The sequence below is a fragment of the Staphylococcus schweitzeri genome (genome assembly GCF_002902405.1).
GTDB classification, from domain to species: Bacteria; Bacillota; Bacilli; order Staphylococcales; family Staphylococcaceae; genus Staphylococcus; species Staphylococcus schweitzeri.
In genome coordinates, this window is sequence record NZ_PPQS01000042.1 from 114,694 (window position 1) to 129,858 (window position 15,165).

At 30.9% G+C, this 15,165-nt stretch carries 14 protein-coding genes and 1 pseudogene; 8 read left to right on the plus strand and 7 right to left on the minus strand.

Going from position 1 to position 15,165, the window contains the following annotated elements:
- Window positions 1-134: 134 nt before the first annotated feature.
- From CD116_RS09820 to CD116_RS09835, 4 genes are all read right to left on the minus strand, one after another.
- The gene (locus CD116_RS09820; RefSeq protein WP_047425851.1) at window positions 135-491 is read right to left on the minus strand and encodes a DUF4889 domain-containing protein; all 357 of its coding nucleotides are present in this window, start codon (window positions 489-491) and stop codon (window positions 135-137) included.
- A 264-nt stretch (window positions 492-755) separates the two neighbouring features.
- On the minus strand, window positions 756-1,178 hold the full coding sequence (locus CD116_RS09825) for a pyridoxamine 5'-phosphate oxidase family protein (protein ID WP_047529916.1): 423 nt from the start codon (window positions 1,176-1,178) through the stop codon (window positions 756-758).
- 64 nt (window positions 1,179-1,242) lie between these two features.
- Window positions 1,243-3,348, minus strand: a complete 2,106-nt coding sequence (rsp, locus tag CD116_RS09830; RefSeq protein WP_047529917.1) for an AraC family transcriptional regulator Rsp — start codon at window positions 3,346-3,348, stop codon at window positions 1,243-1,245.
- A 1,493-nt stretch (window positions 3,349-4,841) separates the two neighbouring features.
- A complete protein-coding gene (locus tag CD116_RS09835; protein ID WP_047549835.1) occupies window positions 4,842-5,225 on the minus strand; it encodes a YbgA family protein in 384 nt (127 codons plus the stop codon).
- Window positions 5,226-5,406: 181 nt separating this feature from the next.
- On the opposite strand from CD116_RS09835, the gene CD116_RS09840 reads away from it, so the two are divergent.
- Window positions 5,407-6,849 carry a sucrose-specific PTS transporter subunit IIBC gene (locus tag CD116_RS09840; protein ID WP_047549832.1) on the plus strand — a complete coding sequence of 481 codons (1,443 nt, stop codon included), beginning with the start codon at window positions 5,407-5,409 and terminating at the stop codon, window positions 6,847-6,849.
- A gap of 95 nt (window positions 6,850-6,944) precedes the next feature.
- Here CD116_RS09840 and CD116_RS09845 read toward each other — a convergent pair whose 3' ends face one another.
- Together CD116_RS09845 and CD116_RS09850 are read right to left on the minus strand one after the other, a co-directional pair.
- Window positions 6,945-7,889 (minus strand): magnesium transporter CorA family protein, encoded by a 945-nt coding sequence (locus CD116_RS09845; RefSeq protein ID WP_047425861.1) that lies wholly within the window; start codon window positions 7,887-7,889, stop codon window positions 6,945-6,947.
- Between the two features lie 45 nt (window positions 7,890-7,934).
- A complete protein-coding gene (locus CD116_RS09850; protein WP_047529919.1) occupies window positions 7,935-8,558 on the minus strand; it encodes a TetR/AcrR family transcriptional regulator in 624 nt (207 codons plus the stop codon).
- Between the two features lie 160 nt (window positions 8,559-8,718).
- Here CD116_RS09850 and CD116_RS09855 point away from each other — a divergent pair, with 160 nt between their 5' ends.
- The 5 genes and pseudogenes from CD116_RS09855 to CD116_RS09875 all read left to right on the plus strand — a co-directional run bounded on the left by CD116_RS09855 (window position 8,719) and on the right by CD116_RS09875 (window position 12,331).
- Entirely contained in the window at window positions 8,719-9,996 is a 1,278-nt protein-coding gene (locus tag CD116_RS09855) for a YhgE/Pip domain-containing protein (RefSeq protein WP_047529920.1), read from the plus strand.
- 201 nt (window positions 9,997-10,197) lie between these two features.
- Complete coding sequence (locus CD116_RS09860; RefSeq protein WP_001253466.1) at window positions 10,198-10,629, plus strand: DUF2871 domain-containing protein; 432 nt, start codon at window positions 10,198-10,200, stop codon at window positions 10,627-10,629.
- Between the two features lie 118 nt (window positions 10,630-10,747).
- Window positions 10,748-10,846 (plus strand): annotated as a pseudogene (locus CD116_RS09865) (hypothetical protein); the annotation flags it as partial.
- A 13-nt stretch (window positions 10,847-10,859) separates the two neighbouring features.
- Window positions 10,860-11,894, plus strand: coding sequence for an NAD(P)/FAD-dependent oxidoreductase (locus CD116_RS09870; RefSeq protein ID WP_047549829.1), 1,035 nt, complete (start codon window positions 10,860-10,862; stop codon window positions 11,892-11,894).
- A gap of 35 nt (window positions 11,895-11,929) precedes the next feature.
- Window positions 11,930-12,331, plus strand: coding sequence for a GNAT family N-acetyltransferase (locus CD116_RS09875; protein WP_047549825.1), 402 nt, complete (start codon window positions 11,930-11,932; stop codon window positions 12,329-12,331).
- A gap of 45 nt (window positions 12,332-12,376) precedes the next feature.
- On the opposite strand, the gene CD116_RS09880 is transcribed toward CD116_RS09875, so the two are convergent.
- Window positions 12,377-13,381: an oxidoreductase gene (locus CD116_RS09880; RefSeq protein WP_047529922.1), complete on the minus strand. Its 1,005-nt coding sequence runs from the start codon at window positions 13,379-13,381 to the stop codon at window positions 12,377-12,379.
- Window positions 13,382-13,575: 194 nt separating this feature from the next.
- On the opposite strand from CD116_RS09880, the gene CD116_RS09885 reads away from it, so the two are divergent.
- Window positions 13,576-14,097: a GNAT family N-acetyltransferase gene (locus CD116_RS09885; RefSeq protein WP_047549821.1), complete on the plus strand. Its 522-nt coding sequence runs from the start codon at window positions 13,576-13,578 to the stop codon at window positions 14,095-14,097.
- A 309-nt stretch (window positions 14,098-14,406) separates the two neighbouring features.
- A complete protein-coding gene (locus tag CD116_RS09890) occupies window positions 14,407-15,027 on the plus strand; it encodes a hypothetical protein (protein WP_047425878.1) in 621 nt (206 codons plus the stop codon).
- The last annotated feature ends 138 nt before the right edge of the window (window positions 15,028-15,165 follow it).

Consider the following 15,165-nt stretch of genomic DNA (forward strand, 5'->3'; position numbering starts at 1 on the left):
TTAAAGCCATTCAATATGAAGTATTTCATATATATAAAAGCAGCAGTAAAATGATTTCAAATTCGAAATCAACTTACCGCTGCTTTTGCTGTTATATTACCGTGAAACTATTTAAATTATAATTTAAATCACAATTAATGTTTCATATGCATTTTGCCCATGTCATGAATTTTCATCATTAAACCGTGAGGAACGTCATCATGGTCAACTTTTTTAACTTTAACAATTTTATCTGAATCTGCTAATTTATAAACAATTACAAAATCACCCTTTTTAACTGTAACATCTGCATCTGAAGGTAATTTAACATTTTTTTCAATACTTTCATCTTTTTCACTAATCATTTTTTCAATAGTAGTATTATCTTTCATAATTCCATAATATGTATCTTTCTTTCCACCAGTCATCATCATGATTACTAATACAATACATACAATTAACATGATGGCGATTAAACTAATACCAAGACCAAAACCTTTTTTCTTTTTCATGGTTCATCAATCTCCTTAAATGTAGTTAATTCTGTTATACCTAAAAGTGCAACAGTTTGCAAATGCAGTATTTATATTACATAAAATTAATTTAAAAAGACACACCTTAATCACGTTAAATGTGAATAAAGTGTGTCTAAAAAACAATATGTTGAAAATTTAATTGTAAAGATATTAAACACATTAATAATAACAAGTTACTTTAAGTATTTAACATTGTTATAACTAGTCTTCATTAAACTTATTTCCTATAGACATTTTATGTTATAAATCGATTGTGATAGGTGTTTCTAATGATTTGTCATTCATCAATTTAACAGATTGTGGTATCACCTGTAAAACACAAAGTTCTGGATCATCTTTTGAGCTGAAAAAACTTTTATCTTGAGTCTCCCATAACCAATCTACTACTTTTTGATCAGTAACTACTTCTATCGTAGCTTCCATTTCAACGAAACTGCGATTTGTCGTGTCGTTGTAGCCTAACAATACATAGGCTGAAGGGTTTTCTTTAATTTCTTTTACCTTAGCTGAATGAATATTTGTCTTAGTGTACAATGTGAGTCCGTCATTATAGAAAACCATATATCTACTATTAGGTTTATTATTAAATGCAGTTGATAAAACGCCAACTTTTGACGTTGATAAAACCTCTTCTATTGCTTGAATTGCATGTTGCTTACTCATATTATACCATCTCCTTACAATATAAATAGCCTCTAATATAAGATGCTAAACACGAGAGTTTCTTTTAGCTTGGTTTGAAGCAAATATATTTTACTTCATCATGGTTCAACTTAAGTTCGAAAGTTCTACCTGATTCTTCCTGGACGGCAAGTTCTGTTTTAGGATAATTAGTTTTATCTAATTCATCTAATATTTCTTTTTCAATATAGACAAGTTTGTCACTCATTGGCAGCAAATGTTGAATTGAACCATGTTCATGATTTAAAGTCTTAATAATCATTAATGAATCTTGTGGTAGTTCATTATGAAAAATGAAATCTTGTTTTACATCTGACATATAACGATCATTAATTTTATTGAATAATAAGAAGTGGTAATTATTATCTTTACGACTTAATACATAATTATTTGTTATTTCTATATCCTCATTTACAAAAGGTCTGAACATCTTATATAGATGCATTAATGGAAGGGGACTGCCATACTTGTTATATAAAGATATATAATTCGAATGATCATCTAATAATTGATAACTTATTCCGCCACCATAACGTAATAATGCGATTAAATGATATACGATGTCAGACAATTGAATTGGATTTTTACCATCGTTAGTATATTTAAAACCACTTACTGACAGATTGTTATATACAAACTGAGTTGATGATATACCTGAATCTAATATAAATTTTTTGTACTGTTCAAAATGTGTATCAGTCTGATGATAGTGCTGATTTTTAGTAATTAGCTGTTCTGCTGTTTTTGAATTTTCAATATCAATAAAGTAATAATGGAATTTAAGACGGTGCATGACATCATAAACTTGTTCAACAGTTGAATATGTTTCTAAAAATCCATCAACAGTTACACTATACTTGATTTCTTTATTTTTATTTTTAATTTTAAGATGACATAGATGAATTTCTTCAGCTGTCATAGAATTTGAGCAAAATACCAACATGAATTTGACTAGTTTTTTGCTTGTTTTATAATCTTGGTTACCTTGTAAAAAGGTTAAAATCAGTTGTTTCATCGTTTCAAATTGTTGTGTCGATTTGATAGCGATGGCTAAGCCTATATTTTTTTCGAAAAGCTTTTCAAAACATCTATTTAAAAGATTGTAATTGGTTTGACTCACTTCAATATCGTGAATATCATCAATAAAAACGACGGGCTTTGGTAAATGTTCAAAGTTTATATCATAATACTCATTGAAAATAAATTGAAAGAGTTCATTAAAATTACTAAAACGAACAAATACTTTTGCGCGTTGACTTCGATCTTTCGGGTCAAAATCATCTATATTAATATCTGTTGTATTTGTTGCTAGCTGAGCTGTTAAATCAATTTTTGAAATTAACTCAGTAAACTGTGATACGTTATCTTGTTGGAAATGTATTTGCGGTGGTTCTGTAATTTTGGAAACGAGTGAACGGAACTGCTTCGGACTGGAGTTTAAGTAATTTTTAAATTGATTAGCAAAATTTGTATGACTGTTGAAACCAGCCAATTCAGAAACAGTTGTAATAGAATGTTTTGTAGAAAGTAATAAATTGATGGCATTAACGAGTTTGATACTTGTAAAATAATCTTTAAAGTTCATACTCAAATATCGAACGAATAAGTTTGAACAATATGATTCTGAAATGTTACAATGCATCGCAATATCTTTTAAAGATAAATGTGCATCAATATTACTATGAATATAATTTACGCAATCAATAAATACGGGATTACTTAAGGCTATATTCGGTAAATATTCATGATCGATTTTTATAAAAGCTTCTTTAAGTAAAGTGTCAATAATACTTTGTCCGATATTTTTTCCCATTAATGATGAGCTTGTCGGGGTACTTATTAAATCGGCGATTAAAGATTTAATATAGTTACTAGATTGTAGCAAGTGACGATCTAAGTAACCGTTAAAGAAATCCTCGTCGTGCTGGTAAAAATAAAAAACTGGTATCTTTAATTCGATAATATTTTCACCGTGATTGATATTATAAATATCACCGTGGTTGATTAAAATTATATAATTACTTACGTCTTTGGTTTCACCATTAATCGTAATGTTAAGTTTGCTTGTTAGTGAAAATAACACCATAATTTGATTGATATTACGACTTGGTACTGTTGATAATGTATGGTGTATTTTAAGTTGGCATGTCATATTTCTCTCTCCTGCCTAATATATATTGAAATCTATCATTTGAATTTTAAACATGGTATTTTTCAAATCATGGATAGTATAACTATTATAGTTGAATATTTTTGAAAAGGTAATAGTGAAAAATAAAAGAAAATAATGAAAATTACTATGAAAACGCTTATTATTATTCATTGTGCGCAATATAAAAGTAAAATTAGAAAGATAGTAAGCAAATTTTGGAAATTTTCGATAGAGTCTAATTAAATTATTTGGTGCATAATTAATATAGATTTCAAACCTATGTATTTCATAAAACAATACATGACCATTTTGAAGTAATATGCTAATATTTTTTTGATATTCAACTATGTTATAAAAAAAGCATGTTGACCAAAATGGAAGTTTGAATCAAAAATATTAAATGTACCCATTACTTAAATTTTATCGCCATTATTTAAGTTTTGACATACACTTAAGTCATCGAACGCTAGAATTTAGTACGATTGAAATCACTTCTTGTTTATAAAAATTCTTAGTAGCCCTGTTACAAAGTATTCGCTACAAAATTATTCAAACCAACAACAATAACCATCAACTAAGAAATTTTAAACAATCTACAAAATAAAAGCGTTTAAAAAGTTCTGTTTAGAAAAACATCAAGATAAGTATAAACATCTAGAAAAGTGAACATCTAAGAACATCCATCTTGTTATTGCCGTAACAATTAGAATAATCATTAGAAAAGTGCATTAGACAACGAGAATTCACCATCGAGATAATGAGACAACAAGAATTAGCACACAACAATGAATTAACATCTTAGATTCATCATGAGAAAATGCATGACACAACTAGATTTACCATCAAGATAATTCTTAAGCAGCGAAGAATTAACATCTAGAAATGCATAAACAACTTAGATTCACCATCAAGAGATGCGATAAATGATAATCAACTAGAAACGTCACCAAGAAAGTGTACAACATAGAATCAGCATCTAGACATCGCACTAACATCTATGAATCAACATCAAGTATTTTATTAACATCAGAGATAACTTCATCAAGACAGGCATCCACATCTAAGAAACTCATCTAGAATAGCTAACACCTAACATCAAAGAATATTCATCAAGAACAGTAACTAACAGAACTTTTTGACTATATATGAATTAATTATGTTACTAGCTAAATCATCTATTATTAACTTTCACACTCAATTTCTACATCAAAATATCAATTTATTAACAATAGAATTAGCAGCAACAAAATATTACTTAAAATTACTCCCCCGAATTTAAAATATAAACAATGTAATAATTAAGAATATAAATTGATTTATGCAGTAACTAATTAAAGGTGTATGATATCTTCCTAACATCATGAAACGCACTTTAATATAGATATGTACATTTAAAACCTTGAGAGATAGATTAAAGTAAACTTTAGTACAAAGTATGAATTGCTGAACTCCAATGACTACTATTTGTCCGTTACAACTAAAGTTTCAAATGTCTATCTCTTTCTTTTTGTCTTCAAAACACGACTCTCAATTAAGTAACGTACTTTGTATTTAGTAGCTAAATCTGCTAAAAAGTCTAACACAACGCCACTTTCTATCTTTCCGCTAACAAAATCTGATTTGAGCAATTTAGCATACTCTTTTTCATCTTCGTTAGCGCATTTTTTAAAATAACCCCACATATGATCAAACGCATTACAAATACTTCCGATAGTTGGCTCAATTAATAATGCTTCATCAATCATTTGTTGTAATTGATTAAGTGAAATGTCTTTTTTTAAAGCATTTCTAATTGATTGATAGCTTTGTTGACTGTGTAATAATACGTGATACTTTTCTTCGCGCCAAAGCTGTTCGACATAACCACGATCTTTCATAAAACGACCTCCAAATACAAATGTAATATACATATACATGCAAAAGCAAGATTATTGAATGCGTTAACATTAAGGGGATAAGTGAATGTGAAAAATTACCAACACAGTATTGCAAATAATTTTGGAACCGGTTACAATTAAATAGAGTAATGGAACCGGTTCTAATTAGGAGGCTAAATAAATGAACTATAAACAATCCGCAGAAGATATTTTAAATGCGATAGGTGGAGAAGAAAATTTAGACGCAATGGCACACTGTGCGACAAGATTACGATTAGTGTTAAATGACGAAAGTTTAGTAAATGAAGAAGCGCTAAATAATATGGATGTAGTTAAGGGGACTTTTTCTACAGGAGGACAGTATCAAATTATAATTGGATCTGGTACAGTCAATAAAGTATTTAGTGAACTTGAAAAATTAACGGGTAAAGAAGCGTCAACAACTTCTGAAGTAAAAGCCCAATCAGCTAAAAATATGAATCCGTTACAACAATTTGTAAAAATGTTGTCAGACATATTCGTTCCTATAATTCCTGCCATAGTTGCTGGTGGTTTATTAATGGGACTAAATAACATTTTAACTGCAAAAGATTTATTCTTTGCAGGGAAATCATTAATTGATGTATATAGTCAATTTGCTGGTTTAGCAGAAATGATTAATATTTTTGCCAATGCACCATTTACATTGTTACCTATTTTAATTGGATTTAGTGCAGCCAAAAGATTTGGCGGAAATCCATTTTTAGGTGCTGCATTAGGTATGATACTAGTTCATCCAGCACTAATGAGTGCGTATGATTTTCCAAAAGCAATTGAAGCAGGCAAGGCAATACCATATTGGGATGTTTTCGGTTTCCACATCAATCAAGTAGGTTATCAAGGTCAAGTGTTACCTATGCTTGTAGCAGCTTACGTATTAGCTTCAATTGAAAAAGGATTACGTAAGGTAATTCCAACTGTGTTAGATAATCTATTAACACCATTGTTATCTATTTTTATAACAGCATTTTTAACATTTTCATTTGTGGGTCCTATCACTAGACAATTAGGTTACTGGTTATCAGATGGCTTAACTTGGCTTTACGAATTCGGTGGGGCAATTGGTGGATTAATTTTTGGATTATTATATGCGCCAATTGTGATTACAGGTATGCATCATAGCTTTATTGCTGTAGAAACAACACTTATTGCGGATGCGGCTAAAACAGGCGGGTCATTTATATTCCCGATTGCCACAATGTCTAACGTTGCGCAAGGTGGGGCAGCTATTGCAGCATTCTTTATTATAAAACAAAACAAAAAATTAAAAGGTGTAGCATCAGCTTCAGGGATCTCAGCATTACTTGGTATTACTGAACCTGCAATGTTTGGTGTTAATTTGAAACTAAGATATCCATTTATTGGTGCTATAGTTGGATCAGGAATCGGTTCAGCATATATTGCTTTCTTCAAAGTAAAAGCAATCGCATTAGGTACTGCTGGATTGCCAGGATTTATTTCAATTAATCCTGTACATGCAGGATGGTTACACTATTTTATAGGAATGGCGATATCATTTTTAGGTGCCGTTGTAGTAACGTTAGTACTTTCGAAAAGAAAATCAAATAGAGAAATTGTAGAATAACAAAAAGGTATGACAGTTATGGAAATATAAGCGATTACACTTAGAATTAGTGCAATAGACATTATACTTCAGACTGTCATACCTTTTATTTTTAGCTATAATTTTTGTTTACGCCATAAGAAAATACTAACAATTACGACAAGAATTAATGAAATACCTACCACGATAATCCAAGATATATAACTATGATCGTCAATTGGCAACGGTACATTCATACCGAAAAAGCTAAATACGAGTGTTGGTAACGTTAGTAATACTGTGAATAACGTTAATGTTTTCATAATCGTATTCATATCATTAGATAATAAAGAAGCATATGATGTTGTGATGCTCTCTAGGATACGTTGGTGTAACTCAGTTGTTTCGATGGCTTGGTTATTTTCAATGATTAAATCTTCTAGTAATTCTTCATCTTCTTCAAAGCGTTTAATTGCAGGTAATCGGAATAATTTTTTAATAATTGTATCATTACCTTTTAATGCGGCTAAAAAGTATACTAAACTTTTTTCGACTTCCATCAATTTGAAAAGTTGCTTGTTAGTAATGTTATTTTTTAGTTCTTTTTCAATACGAATTCTACTTTTGTTTAATAGTCGTAAGTTACGATTATAATGATCGGCAATAGTAATTAAAATTTCTAAAGCAAATCTGCTGTGAAATTTTAAATTAATATCACGTTTTGGCAAGTTTTCTAAAAATTCATTTTCAGCGTCGCAAACAGTTACTATAAGACCATTACCAATAATAATACCTAGTGGAATTGTCACGAATGATAGTACACTACGATTGGTTGAATTGACAATAGGTAAGTCAATAATGATCAATGAATAACCAGTATCTTCATCATATTCGATACGTGAACTTTCTTCTGAGTCCAAAGGATCACGAATAAAATCTTCAGGTATATTATATTGTTCCATAAGATTTTCAATTTCTTCGCGATCTGGTTCTACTACATTGATCCATGACGCTGTATGATCTAATGGTGTTTTTATAATATGTTTATCTATATCTTCAGAATGTCTGAATGAAGTAATCATGATATATAGTTCCTTTCTAAAGGATTTAGGAAAAGCAAGTATTGCTTATGTTAGTGAATCAAGGTTTGATTTATGCAAACGGTTTTCTGCCATAATTCTTAATGGACCATTAAAAATAATATTATGCACATGTTTAGCTAATTCATCAACTGAAATGGGCTGTTTGTCCATTACCCAATATTTAATGATTGAAATTGTTGCTCCTGAAACATAACTATAAAAATACATCTCTGGAATGCCTCCGATAGTATGATCGATACTAATGTAACGTTGCATATTACCTTTAATATGTTCGTTGATTTTCAACTCTAATTGACTCGTACGTTCCAATTGCAAAATAGTATGATAAAACTCTAAATTATCATGAATATGTTGAAAAATATTTTTAAGTATACGATTTACAAAAGTATTAGCAATGTCTTCAATTGAAGAACCATGTAACAAATCAAATTGCGTATATGTTGATAATTCAGAAATATATTCATCTTCCATATCAGCAAGCAACATATATTTATCTTCATAATGTAAGTAAAATGTTCCTCTATTGATATCAGCGCGAGTTGTTATGTCACGAATGGTAATCTTATCTAAATCTTTTTCTTGTAGTAATTTTGTGAACGCATGTTTGATGGAGGACTTTGTCTTTCTAATTCGCCTATCTTCTTTCAAAAATGAATCAACCTCCTTAATTTATTCAACAATGTGGGCGGATATGTCTATTAATAAACGTATTGATGAACATTGTGTATTGTTTATTCCCACCTACATATTATAATAGACAACATGCGAAATATTCAACACATTGTCTAATAAGGAGGTAATAAATAAAATGAATATATTTAAAAATAAAATGTTATGGATTGCGCCGATAGCAACCATGGTTATCCTTGTTATCTTTTCTTTAGCTTTTTATCCAGCATACAACCCCAAACCAAAAGATTTACCAATTGGTATATTGAATGAGGATAAAGGCACAACGATTCAAGATAAAAATATTAACATTGGTAAAAATTTAGAAGATAAATTATTAGATAGTGATTCTAATAAAATTAAATGGGTTAAGGTTGATAGTGAGAAAGATCTTGAAAAAGATTTGAAAAATCAAAAAATCTTTGGTGTAGCTATTATTGATAAAGATTTTTCAAAAGATGCTATGAGTAAAACACAAAAAGTGGTTATGGATAGTAAAAAAGAAGAAATGAAGCAAAAAGTTGCTTCTGGCGAAATTCCACCACAAGTTGTTCAACAAATGCAACAAAAAATGGGGAATCAGCAAATCGATGTTAAACAGGCTAAATTTAAGACAATTGTAAGCGAAGGATCAAGCTTACAAGGTTCTCAAGTTGCTTCGGCTGTATTAACTGGAATGGGTGATAATATTAATGCCCAAATTACGAAACAAAGCTTAGAAACATTAACAAGTCAAAATGTTAAAGTTAATGCATCAGACATTAATGATTTAACAAACCCTGTTAAAGTAGATAACGAAAAACTTAATAAAGTTAAAGATCACCAAGCAGGTGGCAATGCACCATTCTTAATGTTTATGCCGATTTGGATAGGTTCAATCGTAACGTCTATCTTATTGTTCTTTGCATTTAGAACAAGTAACAATATTAAAATTCAACATCGTATTATTGCATCAGTTGGTCAAATGATATTCGCAGTTATTGCAGCATTTGCGGGTAGCTTTGCTTATATTTACTTCATGCAAGATGTACAAGGATTTGATTTTGGACACCCTAATCGTATTGCAATCTTTGTAGCATTTGCAATTTTAGGGTTCGTCGGACTTATTTTAGGTGTCATGGTATGGTTAGGTATGAAGTCAATTCCAATTTTCTTCATTTTAATGTTCTTTAGCATGCAGCTTGTAACATTACCTAAACAAATGTTGCCTGATAGTTATCAAAAATACGTATACGATTGGAATCCATTCACGCATTATGCAACAAGTATAAGAGAATTATTGTACTTAAATCATCATATTGAATTAAATAGTACAATGTGGATGTTCATTGGATTTATGATTTTTGGTGCTGTATCAAGTTTAGTATCAGCTATTGTTAGAAAACATAGCACAAAACGTACTGAAGTTCCGTCATAATATAATAAATGTAAAAATAGCTATACAAGACGTTTGTAGCGAGCGTCATTGTATAGCTATTATTGTTATTTAGTTTAAAACGATGTTGTACTGGATGAAATAGATTATGTTAAGCGAAAAGGTTGTACGATTTCTTCGCGATTTTGTCACTGTTATAATCATTATAATCGGATATAATGAAAAGGTGAGGGAGGATTCAAAATGCGTAGGTTATTATATTCATTTCTTTTTTATATGATCATAGGGCTATTCAGTGGCTTCTTTTATAGAGAGCTAACAAAAGCATATGATTTTACGGGTACAACTCAATTATCACTTGTACACACACATACACTTATTTTAGGTATGTTTATGTTTTTAATATTATTACCATTGGAGAAGTTATTTAAATTATCAAGTTATTACTTATTCAATTGGTTTTTCTATGTATACAACATAGGTGTTATCGTCACAATAGGTATGATGGTGACTAAAGGATTCTTCCAAGTTACAGGTAAATCATATTCTCCAGAAGCATTTGCGGGATTTGCAGGTATAGGGCATACGGGTATGCTTGCAGGTTTATTATTGCTGTTTTTCTTATTAAGACAAGCAATCCTTAAAGAACCACGTGATGAGTCTTTAAAAAAATAAAATAATTAGAATTGAAAATATACACATCTTTCAAAGAAAACAATTTTGTTTGGAGCTTTGGAAGGTGTGTTTTTTTATAGTGATGAAATCATTTTGATATTTCAAAGCTAACTATGCGATTTATTTTAACAATGCAAGCATTAATAGTATAATGGTTTTAAATGATAATTATTATCAATTTGAGTGCGTTAATGAAAGAAATGAATATAGAGAATCACAGGAGGCACATAATGAAAGACGTAACAATCATTGGTGGCGGTCCGTCTGGTTTGTATGCAAGCTTTTATGCTGGATTGCGAGATATGTCTGTAAGATTGATAGATGTTCAATCTGAATTAGGGGGTAAGATGCGAATTTATCCTGAAAAAATTATTTGGGATATTGGCGGTATTGCGCCGAAACCTTGTCATGAAATACTAAAAGATACAATTAAGCAAGGTTTATATTTTAAACCGGACGTGCATTTGAATGCACGTGTGATAGATATTAGGAAAAAGGCTGAACGTCATTTTGAGGTCGAAACAGAAGCGGGAGAAATATATTCGTCGAAAGCAGTTATCATTGCTATTGGTGCAGGTATTATTAATCCAAAACAATTAGATGTTAAAGGTGTAGAAAGATATCAATTAACTAATTTACATTATGTTGTACAAAGTTACAGACGTTTTAAAGATAAAGATGTTTTAATTTCAGGTGGAGGTAATACAGCATTAGATTGGGCGCATGACATTGCTAAGATTGCTAAAAGTGTGACAGTTGTTTATCGAAAAGAGGATGTAAGTGGTCATGAAGCGATGAAAACTCTGGTGACAGATTTAAATGTGAAATTATGCCCGAAAACACGTATTAAATATTTAGTCGGTAATGATGACGAAACGCATATTAGTGAAGTCGTTTTGGAACATGTTGAAAGTGGTGACACGCAAACAGTTAAATTTGACGATGTCATTATTAGTCATGGTTTTGATCGCTGTAATACATTATTGAGCGAAACATCTTCAAAGTTAGACATGCATGATGATTGTCGTGTTAAAGGGTTTGGCAATACGACAACAAGTATACCTGGTATCTATGCGTGTGGAGATATTGTTTATCATGATGCAAAATCACATCTAATTGCAAGTGCATTTAGTGATGGTGCAAATGCAGCGAACCTTGCTAAAACTTATATTCAACCGGATGCGAATGCAGAGGGCTATGTTTCAAGTCACCATGAAGTGTTTAAAGAAGCGAATAAGACTATTGTAGATAAACATTTATACTGAGTTGATATATTGTATGATGAAAAGTGGGGGAAATGATGGTTAAAGTGATATATGATATTCCGACGTGCGAGGATTATTGCGCATTAAGGGTTAACGCAGGTATGAGTCCAAAGACGCGCGAAGCAGCTGAGAAAGGACTACCTAATGCCTTATTTACAGTAACCTTGTATGATAACGATATATTGATTGGTATGGGTAGAGTGATTGGTGATGGTGGAACTGTTTTTCAAATTGTTGATATTGCAGTTTTGAAAAGTTACCAAGGTCAAGGTTACGGCAGTTTAATTATGGAACATATTATGAAATATATTAGAAATGTATCTGTCGAAAGTACATACGTTAGTCTGATTGCAGACTACCCAGCGGATAAATTATATACAAAATTTGGTTTTATACATACGGAACCAGATTCAGGTGGTATGTATATCAAATACTAAATTAAAAAAGACATCTCGCATAACGGGATGTCTTTTTTACGAATACTATTTATCTACACCGAAATCGATAACGATGCGACCTTTATTTTCATGATTAATTACTTTATTAAGTTGTTCTGGAAGTTCATCAAATGTTATCACTTGCTTAATTTCATGTAAATTTTCAGGCTTTAAATCTTTTGCGAGACGACGCCAAACACGTTGTCTTAATTTCATGGCTGTAAATACAGAATCGATGCCTAAAATATTTACACCTCTTAAAATGTGAGGGAATACAGAGTTAGTATAAGTATTACCAGCAGTCATACCAATAACTGCAATTGAGCCACTATGATTTAAACGCTTAGTAACATAATTTATACCTTCACCACCGACTGGATCTACACAAGCTTGCCAAGTTGATGATGCCAATGGTTTTTTATGATCATCTTCAATAGGAAGTCGGTCGATAACTTCTTTGGCACCAAGTTCAAGTAATTGATTACTAACATCTTGTTTACCTGTACTTGCGATAACTTTATAACCAAGTTCGTTAAGCATGAGTACAGCTAAGGTGCCAACACCGCCTGAAGCACCACGAACGAGTACGGGACCATCTTCAATGTTCATTCCAACTTTTTCAAGTCGTTCAATCGCTAAACCCGCAGTATAACCGGCCGTACCATAAATCATTGCTTCTTCTAATGTTAAAGTATCAGGAAGTTTGATAATCCATTCTGATTTAACCCGCGCATATTCACTAAACCCGCCATAATGGCTGACACCTAAGTCATAACTTGTTACAATCACTTGATCTCCTTGTTGATAACCTGGGACATCTGATTCAACAATTGTACCAGCCAAATCTATTCCTGGAATCATAGGATATGATTTTACGACTGCATTATGATTTTGTGTTGCTAAAGCATCTTTATAGTTTATACCAGAGTAATGTACTTTAATCAGTACATCTCCTTTAGGTAAATCAGTAGGAGACAATTGTTTGAAAGTTGATGTCACTTTACCACTTTCATCCTTATCAATAACAAATGCTTTAAATGTTTCTACCACAACGATACATCCTCTCTTTTTCTCTTTTCAAATACGATCATTTTACTGGAATAAATGTATCATTTATTGATGTTACACACAATAAATACAATTTGTTATTGCTTTGTGTTAATGTATTTTTACATAGTTGCTTAGAAAATGAACTCATGAACAAACATTTTTAAAATAACATAAAGCTCGTTGGAGGGGAAAGTATGACAGGGGAAGTAAAAGTAATTACAGATAAAGATGTGTTGGAGTTAGTTACATTAGCTAAACAAACATTTTACGCTACATTTGGAGAATACTATGATGATAAAGATTTCGAACTGTTTTTTAATGAAAATTATACTGTAGAAAAATTTACACAAGATATTAACCATGTAGATTCATTTCATTATTTTTATCAAGAAGATGGTGCGAATGTTGGTTATATAAAGATGAATATTAATAGTGCTCAAACTGAAGAAATGGGGGAGACCTATTTAGAAGTGCAGCGCATATATTTTTTGGAAGACTTTCAAGGTGGCGGCAGAGGTTCACAATTGATTGCATTGGCCGAAAAAATTGCACAAGAACATGATAAACATAAAATTTGGCTAGGTGTATGGGAACATAATCCTCGTGCGCAAGCATTTTATCAGCGCCATGGATTTTCTGTAGTTGGGGAGCATCATTTTCAAACAGGTGAAGTTACAGACACAGATTTAATAATGGAAAAAGAGCTACAATTCTAGTTGTTTATTGAAAAAGTTCAAAAATAAGGCATTGCGATTTTAATTAGTGCATTAAGTTTTAAGATTTGTGATTAAGTATTTAAAGGAAATGATTAAATGCATAAAAAACATAAAATTCACAAAAATTAAATAATAAAAATTAAAAATTAGGGTATAATAAAAAGAACCTTAGATTGTGGTTGTGATTATTGTGATAATTCAAATCATATTAATGTTGACGTCTTTGGTAACGCGCCATGAAATGATAGACATGGTAGATATGTATTTCAAGCTTTATTCAATGAATTAGAATTATAGGAGGAGATATGTATGAAGAAGTTAGTTACAGGTTTATTAGCAGTGTCATTATTTTTAGCGGCATGTGGTCAAGATAGTGACCAACAAAAGGATAACAACAAAGAAAAAAATGATAAAGCTAAAACGGAACAACAAGATAAAAAAACTAATGATACATCAAAAGATAAAACAGAAAAGAAAGATGATAATAAAGATGTAAACAAAGACAACGATACGAATGATAATCAACAACAATCTAATTCAAATGCAACAAACAATAATCAAAACCAAACAAATAATAATCAAACTAGCAACAATCATGCGACTAATAACCAAAAATCAAGTTACGTTGCACCATATTATGGACAAAATGCCGCACCAGTTGCACGCCAAATTTATCCATTTAATGGTAATAAATCACAAGCATTACAACAGTTACCAAATTTTCAAACAGCTTTAAATGCGGCTAACAATGAAGCGAATAAATTTGGTAGCAATAATAAAGTATATAATGATTATTCTATTGAAGAACATAATGGTAACTATAAATATGTATTTAGTTTCAAAGATCCAAATGCCAACGGGAAATATTCAATCGTAACAGTTGATTATACTGGTCAAGCAATGGTTACTGATCCAAACTACCAACAATAATGTTAATGTAATTATGATGCAAGTTAAAAATTTAAAACGGTAAACTCTATAATATGAATTAGGGTTTACCGTTTTTGCGTATATTAAAGTATAAAGGTTTGCGTTCTATAGTACTTTTAAACCTCATTCACAGCCACT

Bases quoted from the DNA above. Each gene is read 5' to 3' on its own strand.
- CD116_RS09860 (WP_001253466.1), top strand. From the start codon at position 10,198: ATGCGTAGGTTATTATATTCATTTCTTTTTTATATGATCATAGGGCTA.
- CD116_RS09875 (WP_047549825.1), top strand. From the start codon at position 11,930: ATGGTTAAAGTGATATATGATATTCCGACGTGCGAGGATTATTGCGCA.
- CD116_RS09870 (WP_047549829.1), top strand. From the start codon at position 10,860: ATGAAAGACGTAACAATCATTGGTGGCGGTCCGTCTGGTTTGTATGCA.
- CD116_RS09820 (WP_047425851.1), bottom strand. From the start codon at position 491: ATGAAAAAGAAAAAAGGTTTTGGTCTTGGTATTAGTTTAATCGCCATC.
- CD116_RS09890 (WP_047425878.1), top strand. From the start codon at position 14,407: ATGAAGAAGTTAGTTACAGGTTTATTAGCAGTGTCATTATTTTTAGCG.
- CD116_RS09845 (WP_047425861.1), bottom strand. From the start codon at position 7,889: ATGATTACTTCATTCAGACATTCTGAAGATATAGATAAACATATTATA.
- rsp (WP_047529917.1), bottom strand. From the start codon at position 3,348: ATGACATGCCAACTTAAAATACACCATACATTATCAACAGTACCAAGT.
- CD116_RS09835 (WP_047549835.1), bottom strand. From the start codon at position 5,225: ATGAAAGATCGTGGTTATGTCGAACAGCTTTGGCGCGAAGAAAAGTAT.
- CD116_RS09840 (WP_047549832.1), top strand. From the start codon at position 5,407: ATGAACTATAAACAATCCGCAGAAGATATTTTAAATGCGATAGGTGGA.
- CD116_RS09885 (WP_047549821.1), top strand. From the start codon at position 13,576: ATGACAGGGGAAGTAAAAGTAATTACAGATAAAGATGTGTTGGAGTTA.
- CD116_RS09825 (WP_047529916.1), bottom strand. From the start codon at position 1,178: ATGAGTAAGCAACATGCAATTCAAGCAATAGAAGAGGTTTTATCAACG.
- CD116_RS09855 (WP_047529920.1), top strand. From the start codon at position 8,719: ATGAATATATTTAAAAATAAAATGTTATGGATTGCGCCGATAGCAACC.